This is a genomic window from Pseudomonas sp. CCC4.1, from assembly GCF_035019225.1.
In the GTDB taxonomy this organism is placed as follows: domain Bacteria; phylum Pseudomonadota; class Gammaproteobacteria; order Pseudomonadales; family Pseudomonadaceae; genus Aquipseudomonas; species Aquipseudomonas bubulae.
In genome coordinates this window covers 1-21,051 of record NZ_JASJWL010000059.1, presented here as the reverse complement: position 1 = coordinate 21,051, position 21,051 = coordinate 1, and the positions used below count along the sequence as shown (strand labels likewise).

The window sequence follows — 21,051 nt, the reverse complement described above, 5'->3', positions numbered from 1 at the left end:
CGCGCATGCCGACTGGGGGGTGGATAGTAGCGGATCAGTTGCTTGGCCAAAGACCACATCAGGTTAGGGCCAGGCTGGCGATCAAATGGTAATCTTTGCTTGTTTTTCGGGCCTTCTGCGGCACATTGCCGCGTCTCGATCCAATAAAAACGACTGTGTGCCACAGAGCGCCAAAGTCAGGGAGCGAGCGTGCCGGGGAAATAACTTCATTACCTGGGGGAAACACCTATGAGTATCAGCATTGCTGCGGGCAGTTCTGCTTCGCCGCCTGCGTTCCTGTCCAAGGAGCGCATCATCGCCAAACCCGGCTTCAACCGCTGGCTGGTGCCGCCAGCTGCTCTGGCCATCCATCTGTGCATCGGCATGGCCTATGGCTTTTCGGTGTTCTGGCTGCCGTTGTCCAAAGCCCTGGGCGTGACTGCACCTGTGGCTTGTGCGCCAGACATGAGCTTTATCGCGCAAGTGTTCTCGTCGCAATGCGACTGGCCGATTTCGATGCTCGGCTGGATCTACACCCTGTTCTTTATCTTCCTCGGTTGCTCGGCCGCGGTATGGGGCGGCTGGCTTGAGCATGCCGGGCCACGCAAGGCCGGTGTGGTGTCGGCTTTGTGCTGGTGCGGCGGTTTGCTGATTTCTGCATTGGGTATTTATACCCATCAGATCTGGCTGATGTGGCTGGGTTCTGGGGTTATCGGCGGTATCGGCCTGGGGCTGGGTTATATCTCGCCGGTGTCGACACTGATCAAGTGGTTCCCGGACAAGCGTGGCATGGCTACGGGCATGGCGATCATGGGCTTTGGTGGCGGGGCAATGGTGGGCGCACCGTTGGCTGCCGCATTGATGAACCATTTTGCCGGGCCGGACGGTGTGGGCGTGTGGCAGAGCTTTGTCGCAATGGCGGCGATTTACTTCGTGTTCATGATCGGCGGCGCGTTGTCTTATCGCGTACCACCGACCGGCTGGAAGCCTGAGGGCTGGAAGGCGCCGGCAAAAAAAGCGGCCAACGCGATGATCACCCAGCGCCATGTACACGTAAGTGTGGCGTGGAAAACTCCGCAATTTGCGCTGGTATGGCTGGTTCTATGCCTTAACGTATCGGCCGGTATCGGCATTCTGGGCATGGCCTCGCCATTGCTGCAGGAAGTCTTCGCGGGCAAGTTGCTGGGCAATGATCTGACCTTCAGCCAGCTGGATGCAGCGCAGCTGGCGCAGATCGCCGCGATTGCAGCAGGGTTCACCGGTTTGCTGAGTCTGTTCAATATTGGCGGGCGGTTTTTCTGGGCGTCGTTCTCGGATTACCTGGGCCGCAAAAACACCTACTTTGTGTTCTTCGCCCTGGGTTTTGCGCTGTACGCGATGATTCCGAACCTGGGCCATCTGGGCAACGTATCGCTGTTCGTGGCGGCGTTCTGCATCATTCTGTCGATGTACGGCGGCGGGTTTGCCACAGTGCCAGCGTATCTGGCCGATCTGTTCGGTACGCAGATGGTCGGCGCGATCCACGGTCGCCTGCTGACCGCCTGGGCGGCGGCGGGCGTGCTGGGGCCGGTGCTGGTCAACTACCTGCGCGAGTATCAGTTGAGCATCGGTGTGGAGCGTGCGGCGGCGTATGACATCACCTTGTACATCCTCGCCGGTCTGCTGGTGTTGGGCTTTATCTGCAACCTGCTGGTACGCCCGGTGGCCGACAAATACTTCATGACCGACGCCGAGCTGGCCGCCGAACAGGCGCTGGGGCACGACAAGGGCGCGGACGCCAGTACGTCGCTGGAGTGGAAAGCCGCACCGGGCAGTCAGCCATTGGTGATTGCAGCCTGGCTGGCCGTGGGCATTCCCTTGTTGTGGGGCGTGTGGGTAACGGTGCAGAAGACGGCGGTGTTGTTTCACTGATTGACGTGTTGAGTCAGCGCTGACGCCATCGCGAGCAAACCCGCTCCCACAGACGGATTGCGTCTCTGTGGGAGCGGGCTTGCTCGCGATTCAGGCGGCGCGGCCTGTGCGTCAACGCGCATTACGTCAGCCACCGCACCCTTAATGTTTCTGTTTGCCTGACCCGTGCCTATAATGGCCACCTTTTTCGCCCAATGATTTTGCGGAGCTGGTGATGGCCGAACGTAAGGCGTCAGTCGAGCGCGATACTCTGGAAACCCAGATTAAAGCCTCGATCAACTTGGATGGTACCGGTAAGGCCCGATTCGATATCGGTGTTCCTTTTCTTGAGCACATGCTCGACCAGATCGCCCGACATGGGTTGATCGACCTGGACATCGAGTGCAAAGGCGACCTGCATATCGATGATCACCATACCGTCGAAGATGTCGGCATTACCCTGGGTAAAGCCTTCAGCGAAGCAGTCGGCGATAAAAAAGGCATGACCCGCTACGGTCACGCTTACGTCCCGCTGGACGAAGCGCTGTCCCGTGTAGTCATCGACTTTTCCGGTCGTCCTGGTCTGCAAATGCATGTTCCCTACACCCGCGCCACCGTCGGCGGCTTCGATGTTGACCTGTTTCAGGAGTTCTTCCAGGGCTTCGTGAACCACGCCAATGTCAGCCTGCACATCGACAACCTGCGCGGCACCAACACCCACCACCAGATCGAAACCGTGTTCAAGGCTTTCGGCCGCGCGCTGCGCATGGCCGTTGCACTGGATGAGCGGATGGCCGGGCAAATGCCTTCTACCAAGGGCGTGCTCTGATGCAGACAGTGGCGGTAATCGATTACGGCATGGGTAACCTGCACTCGGTGGCCAAGGCGCTGGAGCACGTTGGCGCCGGTCGGGTGCTGATTACCAGCGATGCCAGCGTGATTCGCGAAGCCGACCGCGTAGTGTTCCCTGGTGTGGGTGCGATCCGCGATTGCATGGCCGAAATCCGTCGCCTGGGTTTTGACTCGCTGGTGCGTGAAGTCAGTCAGGATCGTCCGTTTCTCGGTATTTGTGTCGGCATGCAAGCCTTGCTCGACAGCAGCGAAGAGAACGGCGGTGTTGATTGCATCGGCCTGTTCCCGGGCGCCGTGAAGTTCTTCGGCAAGGACCTGCACGAAGACGGCGAGCATCTCAAGGTGCCGCACATGGGCTGGAACGAAGTGCAGCAAAAAGTCGATCACCCGCTGTGGCACGGCATCCCCGACCTGGCGCGTTTCTACTTTGTACACAGCTACTACATTGCGGCGGGCAATCCTCGCCAGGTAGTCGGTGGCGGGCATTACGGCGTCGATTTCGCCGCAGCGCTGGCCGAGGGCTCGCGCTTCGCGGTGCAGTTCCACCCGGAAAAAAGCCATACCCACGGCTTGCAGCTGCTGGAAAACTTTGCGGCCTGGGATGGCCGCTGGTAATGGCGCCGCGCAAAAAGCCGCCGATTCTCACGCTCACCCCTGAGCAAGAGAACGAAGCCAACAGCAAGATCAAACGCTTTATGGAAGACCGCTTCGAACTGGGCCTGGGTTCGTTCGAGGCGGCTGAAATCCTTGAGCTGTTCACCCGCGAAATCGCCCCGCATTACTACAATCGGGCGATTTTCGATGTGCAGGCGCACCTCAAAGAGAGGTTCGAGAGCATCGAAAGCGACCTGTGGGCGCTCGAGAAGAACTGATTTCCGAGTCTCAGACTCCCGAATTTGAAGGTTTGCCACATGCTGATTATTCCCGCTATCGATCTTAAAGACGGTGCCTGTGTACGTCTGCGCCAGGGCCGCATGGAAGACTCCACGGTATTTTCCGATGACCCGGTGAGCATGGCTGCCAAATGGGTAGAGGGCGGTTGCCGCCGTCTGCACCTGGTCGACCTCAACGGCGCCTTTGAAGGCCAGCCGGTCAACGGCGAAGTGGTCACTGCCATTGCCAAGCTGTACCCGCACCTGCCGATCCAGATCGGCGGCGGGATTCGCTCCCTGGAAACCATCGAGCATTACGTCAAGGCGGGCGTGAGCTATGTGATCCTGGGCACCAAGGCAGTGAAAAACCCTGAGTTCGTGGCCGAGGCCTGCCGTGCGTTCCCGGGCAAGATCATTGTCGGCATGGATGCAAAAGATGGCTTTGTGGCCACTGACGGCTGGGCTGAAGTGAGCACCGTGCAGGTCATCGACCTGGCCAAACGATTTGAAGCAGACGGCGTGTCGGCCATCGTTTATACCGACATTGCCAAGGACGGCATGATGCAGGGCTGCAACGTGAGCTACACCGCCGCATTGGCCGCTGCCACCAGCATTCCGGTGATCGCTTCGGGCGGCATCCACAACCTGGGTGACATCAAGGCCCTGATGGACGCCAAGGCGCCGGGCATCGTGGGCGCCATTACCGGTCGCGCCATCTATGAAGGCACGCTGGATGTGGCCGAGGCGCAAGCCTTCTGCGACAGCTACAAGGCCTGAGGAGAGACCCATGGCGCTGGCCAAACGCATCATCCCTTGCCTGGACGTGGATAACGGCCGGGTCGTAAAGGGCGTCAAGTTCGAGAACATTCGCGATGCCGGCGACCCGGTAGAGATCGCCCGTCGTTACGATGAGCAGGGTGCTGACGAGATTACCTTTCTCGATATCACTGCCAGCGTCGATGGGCGCGACACCACGCTGCATACAGTCGAACGCATGGCCAGTCAGGTGTTTATCCCGTTGACCGTAGGTGGCGGGGTGCGCTGCATCCAGGACATACGCAACCTGCTCAATGCTGGTGCCGACAAAGTCTCGATCAATACCGCAGCGGTGTTTAACCCGGAGTTTGTGGGCGAAGCGGCGCAGCATTTTGGCTCGCAGTGCATTGTGGTCGCCATTGATGCCAAGAAAGTCTCCTTGCCGGGCGAAACCCCGCGCTGGGAAATTTTCACCCACGGCGGGCGCAAGCCAACCGGGCTCGACGCGGTCGAGTGGGCCATGAAGATGGAAGGCCTGGGCGCCGGCGAAATCCTGCTGACCAGCATGGATCAGGACGGCATGAAAAACGGCTTCGATCTGGGGGTTACCCGTGCAATCAGTGATGCACTGGGCATTCCGGTGATTGCCTCGGGCGGTGTCGGTAACCTCCAGCATCTGGCTGACGGCATTCTGGAAGGTCACGCCAGTGCAGTGCTGGCGGCGAGTATTTTCCACTTTGGTGAATACACGGTGCCAGAGGCCAAGGCGTACATGGCAGAGCGCGGAATCGTGGTTCGCTAAGGCCAAAGGCTACTGGACAGCATGGCGTGCCCACGGCACTCTTGAGCACGCCATGGATTCAGGTCGCCTGTCATGTTTAAACGCTTTGTGCCTATTCTCGTCAGTTCCACCATGTGGCTGGCGAGTACCGCTTTTGCGGCTGATACGTCGAATTCATCGATCGTGTTACTGACTGAAAACTTCCCGCCGTACAACATGGCCAAAAACGGCAAGAATTTTGCGCAGAACGATAATATTGAAGGTATCGCCGTCGATATCCTGCGTGAAACATTCAAACGTGCCGGCATCCCCTACAGCATGACCCTGCGTTTCCCTTGGGAGCGTATCTACCACCTTGCCCTCGAAAAACCCGGATACGGTGTGTTTGTCACCGCCCGCGTGCCCGAGCGTGAAAAGCTGTTCAAGTGGGTCGGCCCTATTGGTCCTGATGACTGGGTGTTGCTGGCCCGAGGGGATAGCCCGATTACCCTGACGTCCCTCGAACAGGCCCGCCAGTATCGGGTGGGAGCTTACAAGGGCGACGCCATTGCCTTGTCCCTAGAGAAGCAGGGGCTGGCGCCGGTGATTGTGCTGCGCGATCAGGACAACGCCCGCAAGTTGCAGGCCGGGCAAATCGACTTGTGGGCCACAGGTGCTCCAGCTGGCCAATTTTTGGCACGTCAGGTAGGGATTTCAGGGTTCAAGACGGTGTTGCGTTTCAATCAGGCCGAGCTGTTTTTGGCGTTGAACAAAGACGTGCCGGACGAGGTGGTGAGCAAGTTGCAGAAGGCGCTGGATGAGTTAAAGGCAGAAGGCGTGGATGAGAAAATCCGCGCAAAGTACCTGTAACACACAGAGCGTGTAGCCGCTGACGAGGAACGAAGGCTGCGCTCCTCAGCGGCTACAAATGGCACGGGTCTCAGCGATAAACCCCATCCTTCCCATGCCCGGCCATCGCCTTGTTGCTGCGCACGCCGATCATTTGCCTGATATCGATCCAGTCAATGCCCTGGGCCTTGAGCTTGGGCAGCTCCCGTTCAAGCACGGCGAGGGTTTGCGGGTAGGGATGGCCGATCATCACCGCCGAACCTTGCTTGTGCGCCAGATTGATCGCGGTGTGCAGTTGTGTGGTGATCGCCTGCTCGGTGCGTACGTCATCGAGAAACACATCCCGCGAAACACTGGCCAGGCCGATTTTTTGCGCCTCGGCCGCTGCGACCGTCTGCGCGCTGGTGCGGCTGTCGACAAAGAATTTGTGACGTTGCTGCAAGTTGCCCATCAGCCAGGCCATCGCTTGTGGCTGGGAGGTCATGCGGCTGCCCATGTGGTTGTTGATACCGCTGGTGTAGGGCACTGCCTTGAACGCGGCGTTGAGGCGCTTTTCAAGTTCGTCGACAGGCAGGTCCGGGTGCCAGGCAAAGGGCCCGGTGGCCGGGTCCATTGGCATGTGCAAAATGACGATCTTGCCGGCCTTGTGGGCTTCGCGGGCAAATTCGGCAGCATGGGGGGTGTCGGGCATCACGGCGGTGGTCACCGGGCCGGGCAGCGCCAGCACGCGGCGGTCCCGGGGCAGGTTTTGCCCAAGGTCATCGATAATCAGGCTCAGGTAAGCCTTGTGCGGTGTGGCGGGCGCGCTGACCGGTGCCGCGTGGGCGGTACCGGTCAGGCAGCAGAGCAGGGTGAGGGCCAGGGAAAGACGCACCTCAGTTGCCGCGTGTGATGCTCAAGCCTTTAAGCAGGCTCAGGGCCTGGCTCAGCTGGAAGTCATCGTCCTGGGGCATCGGCTTGGCTTTGGGGCCGGAGCCGGTCGGCTTGTCGGCACCGCCGTTACCATTGCCGAGGTGACCTTGCAGGTCGGCCTCTTTGTAGTACTCGGTGTCTTGCTCGCGGGTGATCCTGGCGCGGCTGACTTCGATATCCGGAACAATGCCCTGGGCCTGGATCGAGCGCCCGTTCGGAGTGAAGTACAGCGCCGTGGTGATCTTCAGCGCGCGGTCATTGTTCAACGGCAGTACGGTTTGCACCGAGCCTTTGCCGAAGCTGGTGGTGCCCATCACCACACCACGCTTCTGATCCTGCAAGGCACCGGCGACGATCTCTGACGCCGAGGCGCTGCCGCCGTTGATCAGTACCACCAATGGCACGCCTTCGCTCAGATCCTTGCCGGTAGCCGAGAAACGCAGCTCAGAGTTGGCGATACGGCCCTTGGTATAGACGATCAGACCTTTGGTGATGAAATGGTCTACCACTTCAACTGCCGACTGCAGCACGCCGCCCGGGTTGTTGCGCAGGTCAAGGATGATGCCCTTGAGGCGCTTGTTGCCGTTTTCCCTGCGCAGTTTGGACAGCGCAGCGGCCACTTCTTCGCCAGTCTTGACCTGGAACTGGGTAATGCGGATGTAGCCGTAGCCGTCTTCAAGCAGCTGGGCCTTGACGCTCTTGACCTGGATATTGGCCCGGGTCAGGGTTACGTCAAACGGTGCGCCACCGTTGCGTACCAGGGTCAGGGTGATTTTCTGACCGATCTTGCCGCGCATTTTGTCTACGGCCTCGGTCATGCTCAGGCCGCGGGTGGGCTGACCATTGATCTTGACGATTAAGTCGCCGGCCTGAATGCCGGCTTTGCTGGCAGGGGTGTCGTCGATCGGCGAGACGATCTTGATGTTGCCGTCTTCAGTGCCGACTTCAATGCCCAACCCGCCAAATTCGCCGCTGGTGCTTTCCTGCAGCTCGGCGAAATCTTCCGGCCCCAGATAGGCAGAATGCGGGTCGAGGTTGCTGAGCATGCCCTTGATGGCATTCTCCAGCAGGGTTTTGTCGTCTACCGGCTCAACATAGGCGGCCTTGATCCGATCCATGACCTCGGCAAATGTGCGCAGCTCTTCCAGAGGCAGCGGTGCCTTGGCGCTGGTAGCAGCCCCGGCTGGCGGAATGCTCGGCTCGGCAGCAAATGCCAATGGCGAGCCGATCAGCAGAGCGATCGTCAGGGCCAGCGAGTTGAGGCGGGACAAATGCGGCATGTTGAGCGAACTCCTACGTATTAAAGGTGATGGACTCATCCCTGAGTGCGACACCATTGTGCAGGGTCGCTTGGGCGTCCCTGCTGACGAATAGCAAAATACAGTGCTGGCGTGGCCTGACCACCGCTGTTGCCCACGGTGGAAATCACCTCACCGGCTTTTACAACGTCGCCGGCAGACTTGAGCAACGTCTGATTGTGGCCATACAAGCTTAAGAAACCATTACCGTGGTCCAGAATCACCAGTTGGCCAGCGCCGCGCAGCCAGTCGGCAAACACCACGCGCCCGCCGTGTACGGCGTGTACCTGGGTGCCGGCACCGGCGCTGATCATCACGCCGTCCCACTTGGTGCGCGAGTCGTCGCCACGGGTTTCACCGAAACGTGCAAGCAGTCGACCATCAACTGGCCATGGAAGTTTGCCCCGGGCTTGAGAAAAAGCACCGCCGTAAGACGCACCTGCGCTGGAGACCAATGGCCCCGGTGTGGATTGCACCGGTTTTCGCGGGGCATCGGTAACGACCGATGCAGCCTCGCGCTGGCGTTTTTTCTCGGCTTCCTGCTGCGCAATCAGGGCTTTTTGCCGCGCCTGCTCGGCTTCGCGGGCCTGGCGGGCGAGGGTTTCTTCGATGGTCTTGAGGACTTTCGCCAGATCGGCCTGATCCTGCTCGCGGGCCTGCAACTTCTGGTCGCGGTCCTTTACGTCGGTATTGAGCTTGGCCAGCACTTGCTGGCGCTCTGCACGCACCTTGTCGAGCTCGGCGCGCTGGGTGTCCAGGCTGCTTTTCTGGGTCAGCAATTGCGCTTGCTGCAAGTTGATATCGGCCTCGACATTGGCCAGTTGGCGCAGTGTCTCGTTGAAGCCTTTGAGCTGGGCCAGACGGGCTTCGCTCAAGTAGTCGTAATAAGTGAGGGTTCGGGCGAACTTCTCGGGGTTTTGCTGGTTGAGCAACATCTTCAGGTATTCCTGACGCCCACCCTGATAGGCGGCGCGGGCCTGAATGGCGATCAGGCGTTGCTGTTCAAGTTTTGCGCTGTGGAGTTTTTTTTTCTCGCTATCTAGGCGCAGCAGCTCGCCTTCACTCTTTTTTAGTTCTTGTTGCAGGGTTTCAACCTGCTTCTCCAGCTTGCCGATTTCGGTTTCGGTACCGCGCAGGTCTTTCTGCACGCCGGACTTTTCTTCCTGCAGCTTGCCCAGGAGCTTTTTCAGCTCGCTGATATCCTGGCGCGTGGCATCCAGCTGCTGTTGGGTTTGCGCGCGCTCGTCGGCAAACGCCGGTTGGAGCATGCATGCGAGGGTCAAGGCTATAAGGGCGCGAAGCATGGGGCGGGCGACACCTGGGGAACGGGACGGCCTAGTATGCCCGCCCTCGTCACCTATAAGAAATGGATGAAGGTGAAATTGTAGCCGTTGATCCTGTGGGAGCGGGCTTGCTCGCGATAGCATCACCACGCAATGCCTGATGCACCGCGTCGCCGGTATCGCGAGCAAGCCCGCTCCCACAGGCATTGCGTTGTTTTAAGCGTCGACCAGAATCGATTTGCCGGTCATCTCTTGCGGCTGTGGCAGCCCCAGCAGTTTGAGCATGGTGGGTGCCACGTCGGCCAGCACGCCGCCTTCGCGAACTTTGAGCGAGCGCTTTCCTACATAGATAAACGGCACGGGCTCACAGGTGTGGGCGGTATGCGCCTGGCCTGTGGACTCGTCTTCCATCTGCTCCACGTTGCCGTGGTCAGCGGTGATCAGGGCTTCGCCGCCGACCTTGTCCAGTGCTTCCACGATACGGCCCACGCAGGCATCCAGGCATTCAACTGCCTTGACGGCTGCGTCGAATACGCCGCTGTGGCCAACCATGTCGCCATTGGCGTAGTTGACCACGATCACGTCATAACGCTGGTTTTCGATGGCATCGACGATATGGTCGGTGACTTCGGGGGCGCTCATTTCCGGTTGCAGGTCGTAGGTGGCGACTTTCGGCGACGGCACCAGAATGCGCTCTTCACCCGGGAACGGCTCTTCACGGCCGCCCGAGAAGAAGAAGGTCACATGGGCATACTTCTCGGTTTCTGCAATGCGCAACTGGGTTTTGCCGTTTTTGGCCAGGTAATCGCCCAGTACGTTTTCCAGGCTGCCGGGCGCGAATGCGCTGGGTGCCGGGATACTGGCAGCGTATTGGGTCAGCATCACGAAACCGGCCAGTTTTGGCTGGCGGGCGCGGGCGAAGGCGTTGAAATCATCTTCAACGAATACGCGGGTCAGCTCGCGGGCGCGGTCGGCGCGGAAGTTCATAAAGACCACGGCGTCGCCGTCTTCCACTGTCACCGGCTCGCCGATGGTCGTGGCTTTGACGAATTCGTCGCTTTCGCCACGTGCGTAGGCAGCTTCCAGGCCTTCCTGGGCGGTAGCGGCGTTGAACTCGCCCTTGCCGTCGACGATCAGGTTGTAGGCCTGCTCTACGCGGTCCCAGCGATTGTCACGGTCCATGGCGAAGTAACGGCCGATCAGGCTGGCGATACGGCCTTTGCCCAGGTCCTTGAACGCTTCATCCAGCAGTTCAATGGAAGATGAGGCACTTTTTGGCGGGGTGTCGCGGCCATCAAGGAAGGCGTGCAGGTAGATTTTTTCTGCGCCGCGCTTGAATGCCAGCTCGGCCATTGCGATCAGGTGGTCCTGATGGCTGTGAACACCACCATCGGACAGCAGGCCCAGGATGTGCACGGCCTTGCCTGCAGCCACGGCCTTGTCGACCGCGGCGCAAATGGTCGGGTTTTCAAAGAACTCGCCATCGCGGATGGATTTGGTGACACGGGTGAAATCCTGATACACCACGCGGCCGGCGCCCAGGTTCATGTGGCCGACCTCGGAGTTGCCCATCTGGCCGTCAGGCAGCCCGACATCCATGCCCGAACCCGAGATCAGGCCGTTCGGCATGCTCGCGCAAAGACGATCCAGCACCGGTTTCTTGGCCGAATAAACGGCGTTGTATTCGTGACTTTCACTGTGACCGAAGCCATCCAGGATGATCAGGACCAAAGGTTTAGGCGTGGTAGTCATAGATCCCACTCGTGGCTGGTTTATAAGAAGGTATACAGAGGACGCGCAGTTTAAAGCGAAGTTCATGTGGCGTCACCGCCGGGCGGGGTTTGGCCGACCAAGGTGGCTGTGTATACTGGCCCACATTTTACGACCCTGGAACCTTCTGATGGTTGAGCACCTGATTGCATTTGCGACTTCCCACTACCTGCTTGTAGGCGCGTTTGTCATCCTGCTGGCGCTGTTGATCGCCCACGAGATGAGCCGTGGCGGGCGCAGCATCAGCACGGGCGAACTGACCGGCCTGGTCAATCGCGACGAAGGTGTGGTGATTGATATTCGCCCGGCCAAGGATTTTGCCGCCGGCCACATCGTGGGTGCTATTAATATCCCGCAAGACAAACTGATGGCGCGCATTGCCGAGCTGGACAAGCACAAGGGCAAGACCATCATTCTGGTCGACGCTGCCGGCCAGCACTCGGGCGGCCATGCCCGTGAGCTGCTCAAGGCTGGTTACAATGCTGCCAAGCTGTCTGGCGGCATTTCCAGCTGGCGCGCTGACAACCTGCCAGTGGTGAAGTAACTATGTCCAAGGTCATCGTTTACTCCAGCGACTATTGCCCTTATTGCATGCGTGCCAAGGCTCTGCTTGAGAACAAGGGTATTGCCTTCGAAGAGATCAAAGTCGACGGCAAGCCACAGGTACGTGCCGAGATGGCTCAGAAGGCAGGCCGCACGTCGGTTCCGCAAATCTGGATTGGCGACAAGCATGTTGGCGGATGCGATGACCTGTTTGCTCTGGAGCGCGCAGGTAAATTGGATGCGCTGCTGAACGTCTGACTCTCATTCTCTATAAGCCCCAAGATCAACAAGGATCTGTGATGACTGACCAACAGAACACCGCTGCTGTTAGCGATGAAGACACCGCTCCACAATTCTCCCTGCAGCGCATCTACGTGCGTGACCTGTCGTTCGAAGCGCCAAAAAGCCCGGCGATCTTCCGTCAGCAGTGGGAGCCGAGCGTTGGCCTGGATCTGAACACCCGTCAAAAGCCGCTGGAAGGCGACTTCCACGAAGTGGTTCTGACCCTGTCGGTTACCGTGAAAAACGGTGACGAAGTGGCGTTTATTGCTGAAGTGCAACAGGCCGGCATCTTCCTGATCAAAAACCTTGATCCAGCGTCGATGAACCATACCCTGGGCGCGTTCTGCCCGAACATCCTGTTCCCGTATGCCCGCGAAACCCTGGACAGCCTGGTGACACGTGGCTCGTTCCCTGCGTTGATGCTGGCTCCGGTGAACTTCGATGCCCTGTACGCGCAAGAACTGCAGCGCATGCAGGAAGAAGGCAGCCCGACTGTTCAATAAACAGCCGATTGCCAAAAAAAAGCGCCTGAGGGCGCTTTTTTTGTGTGTGGGAGCGGGCTTGCTCGCGATTGAATCGCTGCGGTGCAACAGGTACATCGCGTAGCTTTCATCGCGGGCAAGCCCGCTCCCACAGGGTGTGTGTTTACTTGAAGCCTAGCTGGCGCCAGGCCTCATACACGGCGACCGCTACGGTGTTAGACAGATTCAGGCTGCGGCAGCCTTCGCGCATAGGCAGGCGCAGGCGGTGCTCGCCGTCCAGGCTGTCGAGCACTTCGGGCGGCAGGCCACGGCTTTCAGGGCCGAAGAGAAAAGCATCGCCCTCGGCAAACTGCACGTCGTGAAACGGCCTGGAGCCTTTGGTGGTAAAGGCGAACAGGCGCGGATGGCCCAGGCTTTCCAGGCAACTGGCCAGGTCGGCATGACGCTTGAGCGGCGCATACTCGTGGTAATCGAGCCCGGCACGGCGCAAGCGCTTGTCGTCCAGCTCAAAACCGATAGGCTCGATCAAATGCAGGTGGCAGCCGCTGTTGGCGCACAGCCTGATAATGTTGCCGGTATTCGGCGGAATTTCTGGTTGAAAAAGGATGACGTGAAACATGCACGGCTCCGAACTTAAAGATGGACAGCATTCTACGCTTGAAGAGGACCCGCGACCGAAACTATGGCCACGGGTTTTAGGTTCTTTGGCGATAGTCGGTGTGATGGTGGGGATGATGATCGGTCGATTGACCGCGCCAACCCCTGTGGAGCTGCAGCAGGTGGACGTGCTGCCCGGGGGGCTGGTGGTGTGGTTCAGCGCCGAGCCCAAGCTGCATGGTGAGCTGGTCGACGGCACGCTGGGGTTGCTGTTTGATGCCAGGGGCAAGGTGCAGAGCGGCCAGTTGACGTTTAACGGCAAGAGCGTGAACTGGCGGGTGCGTGATACGGATGGCGGGTTGCTGCTGACCCTGGTGGCGGCCCGTGCCTTGAAGGGCGACTGGGCCGGGGCGTCGCAAGATGGACGCTGGCGGTTGCAGGTGAACCTGCGAGAGTAATAAAAGAGGGAATTCCAGCCTGCCTGTACCGGGTTCCCCAAAAGCGCTGTGCGCGTTGATGCAAAAGGCATCAAGGCTGCGGTGTAAAAGTGGGGAGTCTTGACCTGCCTGTATCAAGGTCCCCTAAAGCGGTGTTGCGTGTAATAGGTATTGCAGGGCGCGTGCCAGTTTTTGATTTTTTGTAAAAATTGCCCCTTGAGTACGCAAAAGCCCCGGAATCCGGGGCTTTTGTTTGGGGGCTGATTTTTTCCCCGGGTTTGGCGCAAACCCTTGGGCTAGAGCTGTGCACGATATTGGGGCGGGTTGCTTGAGGGTGGTGCGGTCAGATCAAGAGCCCCTAACCCTCTTCCGCAGGGAAAGGGGACTAAAGGCAAAAGCAGATTTATGAAACACCACCCATCAGCTCCCTCTCCCTCCGGGAGAGGGTTGGGTGAGGGCGCTTTTGAACGGCTTCAAGCCTCGTCGCCCTCATCCTCGTCGCCATCAATCTTCATGCCCAGTTCCTTGATCTTGCGGGTCAAGGTATTGCGGCCCCAGCCCAACAGCACGGCAGCGTCGCGACGGCGGCCTGCGGTGTGCTTGAGCGCCGTCTCGATCATGATCCGCTCAAAGGTCGGCACTGCACTGTCGAGCAGGTTGGACTGGCCACGCCCCAGCGCCTGGTCAGCCCACTGGCGCAGTGCCTGCTCCCAGTTGGTGACAGGGGAGGCGTCCTGTTGCAGGTTGAGCAACTCGGGAGGCAGGTCGCCGATATGCACTTCGCGACCCGAAGCCATCACCGTGATCCAGCGGCAGGTGTTCTCCAGCTGGCGCACGTTGCCTGGCCAGGGCAGGTTTTTCAGGTACTGCTCGGTCTCGGCCTTGAGCAGTTTTGGCTCTACGGACAGTTCTTGCGCGGCGCTGCTGAGAAAGTGCCGGGCCAGGGTCGGGATGTCTTCGCGGCGGTCTGACAGGCGCGGAATATGGATGCGGATTACGTTCAGACGGTGGAACAGGTCTTCACGAAACTTGCCGGCCTGCACCAGGGTTTCAAGGTTCTGGTGTGTGGCTGCGATGATGCGAACATCGACCTTGACCGGCGTGTGCCCGCCAACCCGGTAGAACTCGCCATCGGCCAGTACCCGCAGCAACCGGGTTTGGGTGTCCGCCGGCATGTCGCCGATCTCATCGAGGAACAGGGTGCCGCCATCGGCCTGCTCAAAACGGCCCCGGCGCAGGTTTGCAGCGCCAGTGAAAGCGCCTTTTTCATGGCCGAATAGCTCGGATTCCATGAGGTCCTTGGGGATCGCAGCCATGTTCAATGCGATAAATGGCGACGCGGCCCGCGGGCTGTGGCGGTGCAGGGCGTGGGCCACCAGCTCTTTGCCGGTACCTGATTCACCGTTGATCAGCACCGTGATGTTGGAGTGGCTCAGGCGGCCAATGGCACGAAACACCTCTTGCATCGCCGGGGCTTCGCCGATGATTTCCGGCGTCGGGGCCAGCGTCGGCGCCACGGCCAGGCCTTGCTGTTCCTGGGCGTGCTGGTTGGCGCGCTTGACCAGAGACACGGCGTCATCGACATCAAACGGCTTGGGCAGGTATTCGAATGCGCCGCCCTGATAGGACGCTACCGCGCTGTCCAGATCGGAATGAGCGGTCATGATGATGACCGGCAGGCGCGGGTGCTGTTCGCGGATTTTGGCGAGCAGGTCCAGACCGCTGGAGCCGGGCATGCGGATATCGGAAATGATCACGTCAGGCTGTTGGCGAGCCAGTCGGCTCATGACCCCATCGGCACTGTCGAAACTTTGTGTGGTCATGCCTTCCTGTTGCAAGGCTTTTTCCAGTACCCAGCGGATTGAACGGTCGTCGTCGACGATCCACACGGTTTCACTTCGGCTCATGTCGATGCGGCTCCTTGTTCCAGTGGTAGAAAGATCGAGAAGAGTGTGTGGCCGGGGTGGCTTTCACACTCGATCAACCCCTGGTGCTGACTGATGATGTTTTGCGTGATGGCCAGGCCAAGCCCGGTACCGTCCGGGCGGCCGCTGACCATCGGGAAAAACAGGGTGTCTTGCAGCTCGAACGGTATGCCCGGGCCGTTGTCGATAATTTCGATTTTTGTCACCAGCCGGTGGCGTATGTGGCCAATGGTGAACTGGCGCATGGCGCGGGTGCGCAGGCTGATGCGGCCCAGGCGCAGCTCATTCTGGCTGCCGATGGCCTGCATGGCGTTGCGCACGATATTGAGTACTGCCTGGATCATCTGTTCACGGTCGATCAGCAGGTCAGGCAGGCTGGGGTCATAGTCACGCACCAAAGTGATGCTGCCCTGGGTCTCGGCCTCGACCAGGTTGCACACGCGCTCCAGTACTTCGTGGACGTTGGTCATGGCCAGCGACGGCAGTTTGTTGGAACCCAGCATCCGGTCGACCAGATTACGCAGGCGATCTGCTTCTTCGATGATGACGTTGGTGTAGTCGCGCAGGTTTTCGTCGGGCAATTGCCGGGCCAACAGCTGGGCCGCACCGCGAATGCCTCCCAGAGGGTTCTTTATCTCGTGGGCCAGGCCGCGCACCAGCATCTTGCTGGTTTCTTGCTTGGACAGCTGGGCTTCTTCTTTGGTGATGCGCAGCAGACGGTCGCGGGGGTGTACCTCAAGCAACAGCATGGTGCCGCCATTGCTCAAGATGGGCGTTACGGCATAGTCCACCGTCAGGTTCTGGCCCGTCAGCGAGGTCAGCATGGCTTCGCGTTTGGTAAACGGGTGCGCTTGCTCAACTGCCTGGCGCAGCGAGTGCAGAGCCTCGGTGGACTCCGTAAAGAGCTCGCTGATGAACTGGCCGTGACTGCGTTGACCGCTGATCGCCAACAGCATCTCTGCCGCCGGGTTCATGTACTCAAGGCGCAAATCAGCATTGAGTAAAAGCGTGGCAGTGGTCAGGTTGTCGAGTAACAGTCGGTGCAGGGCGTCACTGATGGTCATGGGCCGATCCCGGATTGCGTGCGCGGTGAAGCGCTGGTGCAAGGAAAATGCAAAAACCAAACCAAGGCTCCGAAAAGAAGCGTCGCTCCCCTGAAATAGGCGTTTACAAGCTGGGCGCATATCGCCGCAGCCCGGCATGCGAATGTTTATGAACCAAATTGGGCTGGTAAGTGCACTATCAAACTATAGTCGCACCAATATAGTGCAATTTAGATGAATGGATTCAGTTGCCTGAAAATGTGCGCGGGATATTTGCTATGGGTGCAGCCAGAGGTTGTGTACCGCGATCGAGCGCACACCGGTCACAAGCCCCGAGTGTGCGATGCGACACAGGCAGCGCCCACTCTGAGGTGACCACCGTTTTGCGTTTCGAACGCAGCTTCCGGTACCTGCTACGGGCCTTGCGTGGTTAATGGGACAGCGGCATGCCGGGCGTGCCTGCATAGAACACGATCAGTTCTACCGGGGCCTTGCCGCTGGTGCCTCGATGGGAAGTATTGACCATCTCGGGCAGTACCTGGCCAGGTTTGAGCGTGGTTTTGTGCATGCCGTCTTCGGTTTCGACCAGCAGTTCGCCAGCGACCACGTAGGCGATATTGGGCATGGGGTGCGTGTGCCATTTCAGTGCGGTGTTGGCCGGGAGCGTGATTTTGACCACGGTGAATTCCGGCTTGCCGTCCGGCCAGGTGTAAGGGGTGCCTGTCCAGGATTGGCCTGTCTTGAGCAGTTGTTCGACCGTTACCGCAGTGAGTGAACTGTTGCAGCCCAGCATGAGCAGGCAGGCGCATGCCAGCAGCAGGGTTTTGAGGGCGAGTAAGGGGTGCATGTCAGTCTCCATTGGTTGAGTGGCGACAAACTACCGGTCACTCAGCAGGGTGGCTGTCAGGTGCAGGCACGAATCCAGAAGCTCTGATCCGATGCTTGTGTAAGACGGCGCCCACAAAAAAGCCTCCCGAAGGAGGCTTTTTCAAATCACGCCGCTTGCGCAGGCGTCACCGGATTAGCAGCTGTAGTACAGCTCGTATTCCAGTGGGTGTACGAAGGTACGAACCTGGATTTCTTCTTCGCTTTTCAGGGCGATGTACGCGTCGATGAAGTCGTCGCTGAAAACGCCGCCTTTGGTCAGGAACGCGCGACCTTTGTCCAGTTCCTCCAGGGCCTCTTTCAGGCTGCCGCACACTTGCGGGATCTCTTTGGCTTCTTCAGGCGGCAGGTCATACAGGTTTTTGTCCGCTGCGTCGCCAGGGTGGATCTTGTTCTGGATACCGTCCAGACCAGCCATCATCAGTGCCGCGAAGCACAGGTACGGGTTGGCTGCCGGATCCGGGAAGCGTGCTTCGATACGGCGAGCTTTAGGGCTGGACACGTAAGGAATACGGATCGAAGCCGAACGGTTGCGAGCCGAGTAGGCCAGCATTACCGGTGCTTCGAAGCCTGGTACCAGACGCTTGTAGGAGTTGGTAGCCGGGTTGGTGAAGCCGTTCAGGGCCTTACCGTGCTTGATGATACCGCCGATGAAGAACAGGGCAGTGTCGGACAGGCCGGCATAGCCTTCGCCTGCGAAGGTGTTCTTGCCATCTTTGGAGATGGACATGTGAACGTGCATACCCGAGCCGTTGTCGCCGTACAGAGGCTTTGGCATGAAGGTAGCGGTACGGCCGTAGGCATCTGCCACGTTGTGTACGCAGTATTTCAGGGTCTGAACTTCGTCAGCCTTTTTCACCAGGGTGTTGAACTGCACGCCGATTTCGTTCTGGCCAGCAGTTGCCACTTCGTGGTGGTGAACTTCGATAACCAGGCCCATCTCTTCCATGGCGTTGCACATGGAGGTACGGATTTCGTGGTCATGGTCGAACGGCGGAACCGGGAAATAACCGCCTTTGACGCCAGGACGGTGGCCTTTGTTGCCGCCTTCCACGTCCTGGTCGGACATCCACGAACCCTGTTCGGAGTAGATCTTGAACATGGAGCCGGAAATGTCGGACTTGAACTTCACCTGGTCAAAGATGAAGAACTCTGGCTCCGGGCCAACGAAAACGGTGTCGCCGATACCGGTGGACTTCAGGTATTCCTCGGCACGGGTAGCGATGGCGCGTGGGTCGCGGTCATAGCCTTGCATGGTCGACGGTTCGATGATGTCGCACACCAGGATCAGCGTAGGCTGTTCGGTGAACGGGTCCAGAACAGCCGTGCTGTCGTCTGGCAGCAGGATCATGTCGGACGCTTCGATGCCTTTCCAGCCAGCAATGGAGGAGCCGTCGAACATTTTGCCGTCGGTGAAGAAGTTTTCATCCAGCGCATCACGGGCCGGCATGGTCACGTGGTGCTGAGTGCCTTTGGTATCAGTGAAGCGCAGATCAATCCACTTGACGTCATGATCTTTGATGAGTTGAACCGACTTCGACATAGTGTCCTCCGGGGTGGCTTAGGGCTGGTAGTGGAATGCCCTTAATAAGTGGTTGATGCCGGCGCGAATACTCTGCCAAGGCAACCTGCCTCACAAGGGAGCAAATTGCATGCCAGTGCCCCGACTTGGGCGTAATGCGCCAATCTCAAGCAGGTAAGCGGGGCAGACTACCGATTAGCCGCGTTTATCGCACCCAAATGAAGCGAAATCTGGCGTTTATGTTCTATTTTGGTGCGATGAAAACCGTTTGTACGATAACTGGTTAAACCTTGAGCAATTTCCGCTATAATCCGCGCCCCCCTTTTTTGGCAGGCTGCTCGCGCGCTGTTTTCATGAAACTAATCGTTAAAGTCTTCCCCGAAATCACTATCAAGAGCCGTCCGGTTCGGATGCGTTTCGTCCGTCAATTGGCCAAAAACATCCGTACTGTGCTCCGCGATCTGGACCCGGCTGTGGTGGTGACGGGCGTGTGGGACAACATCGAGCTGCAAACGCGCGTAAGTGACCCTAAAGCCTTGAAAGAAATGACCGAACGCCTGAGCTGCATGCCGGGCATCGCGCATTTTCTGCAGGTTGACGAGTACCCGTTGGGCGACTTCGACGACATCGTTGAAAAGTGCAAATTGCACTTCGGCGATGCGCTGGCGGGCAAGATCTTTTCGGTGCGTTGCAAGCGCGCCGGCAAGCACCCGTTTACCTCGATGGAAGTCGAGAAATACGTCGGCAGCAAGCTGCGTCGTGAGTGCGGTGCGGCCGGAATCGAGCTGAAAAAGCCAGAAATCGAAGTTCGAATTGAAATTCGCGACCAACGGTTGTTTGTGATTCACAACCAGCACGACAGTATTGGTGGCTACCCGTTGGGTTCGCTCGAGCAGACCCTGGTGCTGATGTCCGGTGGTTTCGATTCTACCGTGGCGGCCTACCAGATCATGCGTCGCGGCCTCATGAGCCATTTCTGCTTCTTCAACCTGGGCGGACGTGCCCATGAACTGGGCGTGATGGAAGTCGCGCACTATATATGGAAGAAGTACGGCAGCTCCCAGCGCGTGCTGTTTGTGAGCGTTCCGTTCGAAGAAGTTTTGGGCGAAATTCTCGGCAAAGTCGATAACAGTCATATGGGCGTCATTTTGAAGCGTATGATGTTGCGCGCTGCAACGCGTATTGCCGAACGCCTCGATATCGAAGTGCTGGTGACCGGTGAAGCGATTTCCCAGGTGTCGAGCCAGACGCTGCCCAACTTGTCGCTGATTGATTCGGCTACAGACAAGCTGGTGTTGCGCCCGCTGATCGCCAGCCACAAGCAGGACATCATCGATCTGGCAGAAGAAATCGGTACGGCCGACTTCGCCAAGCATATGCCTGAATATTGCGGGGTGATTTCGGTCAACCCCAAGACCCACGCCAAGCGCAACCGCGTGGAGTATGAAGAACAACAGTTTGATATGGCCGTGCTTGAGCGTGCGCTCGAGCGGGCCAAACTGGTGCCGATTGATCGGGTAATCGATGAATTGGGCCAGGACTTGCAAGTCGAAGAAGTCAGCGAAGTGCTGGCGGGCCAGATCGTAATCGACATCCGTCACCCGGATGCTCAGGAAGATCAACCGCTGGAACTGGCTGGCATCGAAGTACAAGCGTTGCCGTTCTATGCTTTGAACAGCCGCTTCAAGGAACTGGATGACACCCGTCAGTACCTGTTGTATTGCGACAAAGGCGTGATGAGTCGCCTGCATGCTCACCATTTGCTCAGTGAGGGACATGCCAATGTGCGCGTTTATCGACCGAGCTAAGAGCCCGGGGCTGTATGCCTGTGGCCTGCGTCACCGGCCCCCCGACGCCGCCGTCAAGCTGTAACGGCTTGCACGGACTCTACTGTTAATCGCTGCCTGGACTCAGTCAGCACACCGAATCCTCTGATCGAGATACACAAGTGATCGAAAATCTACGTAACATCGCCATCATTGCTCACGTTGACCACGGTAAAACCACCCTGGTAGACAAACTCTTGCGTCAATCCGGCACCCTGGAGCGCAACGAGCTTAACGACGAACGCGTAATGGACTCCAACGACCAGGAGAAAGAGCGCGGTATTACCA

At 58.8% G+C, this 21,051-nt stretch carries 22 protein-coding genes; 13 read left to right on the top strand and 9 right to left on the bottom strand.

Annotation, left to right across the window (positions count from 1 at the left end; genetic code table 11):
* Positions 1 to 228: 228 nt before the first annotated feature.
* From QN377_RS18850 to QN377_RS18820, 7 genes are all read left to right on the top strand, one after another.
* Positions 229 to 1,890, top strand: a complete 1,662-nt coding sequence (locus tag QN377_RS18850) for an OFA family MFS transporter (protein ID WP_095023763.1) — start codon at positions 229 to 231, stop codon at positions 1,888 to 1,890.
* A gap of 214 nt (positions 1,891 to 2,104) precedes the next feature.
* On the top strand, positions 2,105 to 2,698 hold the full coding sequence (gene hisB, locus QN377_RS18845) for an imidazoleglycerol-phosphate dehydratase HisB (protein WP_016783108.1): 594 nt from the start codon (positions 2,105 to 2,107) through the stop codon (positions 2,696 to 2,698).
* A complete protein-coding gene (gene hisH, locus QN377_RS18840; protein ID WP_016783109.1) occupies positions 2,698 to 3,336 on the top strand; it encodes an imidazole glycerol phosphate synthase subunit HisH in 639 nt (212 codons plus the stop codon). The genes hisB and hisH overlap by 1 nt, the downstream gene beginning before the upstream one ends.
* Positions 3,336 to 3,593: a DUF2164 domain-containing protein gene (locus tag QN377_RS18835; RefSeq protein WP_322213966.1), complete on the top strand. Its 258-nt coding sequence runs from the start codon at positions 3,336 to 3,338 to the stop codon at positions 3,591 to 3,593. Before hisH ends, QN377_RS18835 begins: the two co-directional genes overlap by 1 nt.
* A gap of 39 nt (positions 3,594 to 3,632) precedes the next feature.
* On the top strand, positions 3,633 to 4,370 hold the full coding sequence (gene hisA, locus QN377_RS18830) for a 1-(5-phosphoribosyl)-5-[(5-phosphoribosylamino)methylideneamino]imidazole-4-carboxamide isomerase (protein WP_088378464.1): 738 nt from the start codon (positions 3,633 to 3,635) through the stop codon (positions 4,368 to 4,370).
* 10 nt (positions 4,371 to 4,380) lie between these two features.
* The gene (hisF, locus tag QN377_RS18825) at positions 4,381 to 5,151 is read left to right on the top strand and encodes an imidazole glycerol phosphate synthase subunit HisF (RefSeq protein WP_048383956.1); all 771 of its coding nucleotides are present in this window, start codon (positions 4,381 to 4,383) and stop codon (positions 5,149 to 5,151) included.
* Between the two features lie 72 nt (positions 5,152 to 5,223).
* The gene (locus tag QN377_RS18820; protein WP_095000785.1) at positions 5,224 to 5,979 is read left to right on the top strand and encodes a substrate-binding periplasmic protein; all 756 of its coding nucleotides are present in this window, start codon (positions 5,224 to 5,226) and stop codon (positions 5,977 to 5,979) included.
* A 70-nt stretch (positions 5,980 to 6,049) separates the two neighbouring features.
* On the opposite strand, the gene QN377_RS18815 is transcribed toward QN377_RS18820, so the two are convergent.
* The 4 genes from QN377_RS18815 to gpmI all read right to left on the bottom strand — a co-directional run bounded on the left by QN377_RS18815 (position 6,050) and on the right by gpmI (position 11,203).
* Positions 6,050 to 6,832: a divergent polysaccharide deacetylase family protein gene (locus tag QN377_RS18815; RefSeq protein WP_095023764.1), complete on the bottom strand. Its 783-nt coding sequence runs from the start codon at positions 6,830 to 6,832 to the stop codon at positions 6,050 to 6,052.
* Position 6,833: 1 nt separating this feature from the next.
* A complete protein-coding gene (locus QN377_RS18810) occupies positions 6,834 to 8,150 on the bottom strand; it encodes a S41 family peptidase (RefSeq protein ID WP_095000787.1) in 1,317 nt (438 codons plus the stop codon).
* 35 nt (positions 8,151 to 8,185) lie between these two features.
* Positions 8,186 to 9,472: a murein hydrolase activator EnvC family protein gene (locus QN377_RS18805; RefSeq protein WP_095000788.1), complete on the bottom strand. Its 1,287-nt coding sequence runs from the start codon at positions 9,470 to 9,472 to the stop codon at positions 8,186 to 8,188.
* A 195-nt stretch (positions 9,473 to 9,667) separates the two neighbouring features.
* Entirely contained in the window at positions 9,668 to 11,203 is a 1,536-nt protein-coding gene (gpmI, locus tag QN377_RS18800; RefSeq protein ID WP_095000789.1) for a 2,3-bisphosphoglycerate-independent phosphoglycerate mutase, read from the bottom strand.
* A gap of 148 nt (positions 11,204 to 11,351) precedes the next feature.
* On the opposite strand from gpmI, the gene QN377_RS18795 reads away from it, so the two are divergent.
* Genes QN377_RS18795 through secB form a run of 3 tightly spaced genes read left to right on the top strand, consistent with a single transcriptional unit; the run spans position 11,352 to position 12,549 of the window.
* Complete coding sequence (locus tag QN377_RS18795) at positions 11,352 to 11,765, top strand: rhodanese-like domain-containing protein (protein WP_086799305.1); 414 nt, start codon at positions 11,352 to 11,354, stop codon at positions 11,763 to 11,765.
* 2 nt (positions 11,766 to 11,767) lie between these two features.
* Positions 11,768 to 12,022 (top strand): glutaredoxin 3, encoded by a 255-nt coding sequence (grxC, locus tag QN377_RS18790; RefSeq protein ID WP_095000790.1) that lies wholly within the window; start codon positions 11,768 to 11,770, stop codon positions 12,020 to 12,022.
* A 41-nt stretch (positions 12,023 to 12,063) separates the two neighbouring features.
* Complete coding sequence (gene secB, locus QN377_RS18785) at positions 12,064 to 12,549, top strand: protein-export chaperone SecB (RefSeq protein WP_003438592.1); 486 nt, start codon at positions 12,064 to 12,066, stop codon at positions 12,547 to 12,549.
* Between the two features lie 142 nt (positions 12,550 to 12,691).
* On the opposite strand, the gene trmL is transcribed toward secB, so the two are convergent.
* On the bottom strand, positions 12,692 to 13,147 hold the full coding sequence (trmL, locus tag QN377_RS18780) for a tRNA (uridine(34)/cytosine(34)/5-carboxymethylaminomethyluridine(34)-2'-O)-methyltransferase TrmL (RefSeq protein WP_095000791.1): 456 nt from the start codon (positions 13,145 to 13,147) through the stop codon (positions 12,692 to 12,694).
* Here trmL and QN377_RS18775 point away from each other — a divergent pair.
* Complete coding sequence (locus QN377_RS18775) at positions 13,146 to 13,583, top strand: hypothetical protein (RefSeq protein ID WP_095017754.1); 438 nt, start codon at positions 13,146 to 13,148, stop codon at positions 13,581 to 13,583. The two genes, trmL and QN377_RS18775, sit on opposite strands and share 2 nt — an antisense overlap.
* Positions 13,584 to 14,035: 452 nt before the next feature.
* On the opposite strand, the gene ntrC is transcribed toward QN377_RS18775, so the two are convergent.
* The 4 genes from ntrC to glnA form a co-directional block, all read right to left on the bottom strand.
* Complete coding sequence (gene ntrC / locus QN377_RS18770; protein ID WP_088378458.1) at positions 14,036 to 15,469, bottom strand: nitrogen regulation protein NR(I); 1,434 nt, start codon at positions 15,467 to 15,469, stop codon at positions 14,036 to 14,038.
* Positions 15,466 to 16,551: a nitrogen regulation protein NR(II) gene (gene glnL, locus QN377_RS18765; RefSeq protein WP_095000793.1), complete on the bottom strand. Its 1,086-nt coding sequence runs from the start codon at positions 16,549 to 16,551 to the stop codon at positions 15,466 to 15,468. Before glnL ends, ntrC begins: the two co-directional genes overlap by 4 nt.
* 409 nt (positions 16,552 to 16,960) lie before the next feature.
* Positions 16,961 to 17,377 (bottom strand): cupin domain-containing protein, encoded by a 417-nt coding sequence (locus QN377_RS18760; protein WP_095017753.1) that lies wholly within the window; start codon positions 17,375 to 17,377, stop codon positions 16,961 to 16,963.
* 174 nt (positions 17,378 to 17,551) lie between these two features.
* Complete coding sequence (gene glnA, locus QN377_RS18755) at positions 17,552 to 18,958, bottom strand: glutamate--ammonia ligase (RefSeq protein ID WP_095000795.1); 1,407 nt, start codon at positions 18,956 to 18,958, stop codon at positions 17,552 to 17,554.
* A 332-nt stretch (positions 18,959 to 19,290) separates the two neighbouring features.
* Between glnA and thiI the strand changes: the two genes are divergently transcribed.
* Positions 19,291 to 20,745, top strand: a complete 1,455-nt coding sequence (thiI, locus tag QN377_RS18750; protein ID WP_095000796.1) for a tRNA uracil 4-sulfurtransferase ThiI — start codon at positions 19,291 to 19,293, stop codon at positions 20,743 to 20,745.
* 140 nt (positions 20,746 to 20,885) lie between these two features.
* Positions 20,886 to 21,051: GTP-binding protein (locus QN377_RS18745; protein WP_323567650.1), on the top strand; the 166-nt coding region annotated here is incomplete at its 3' end.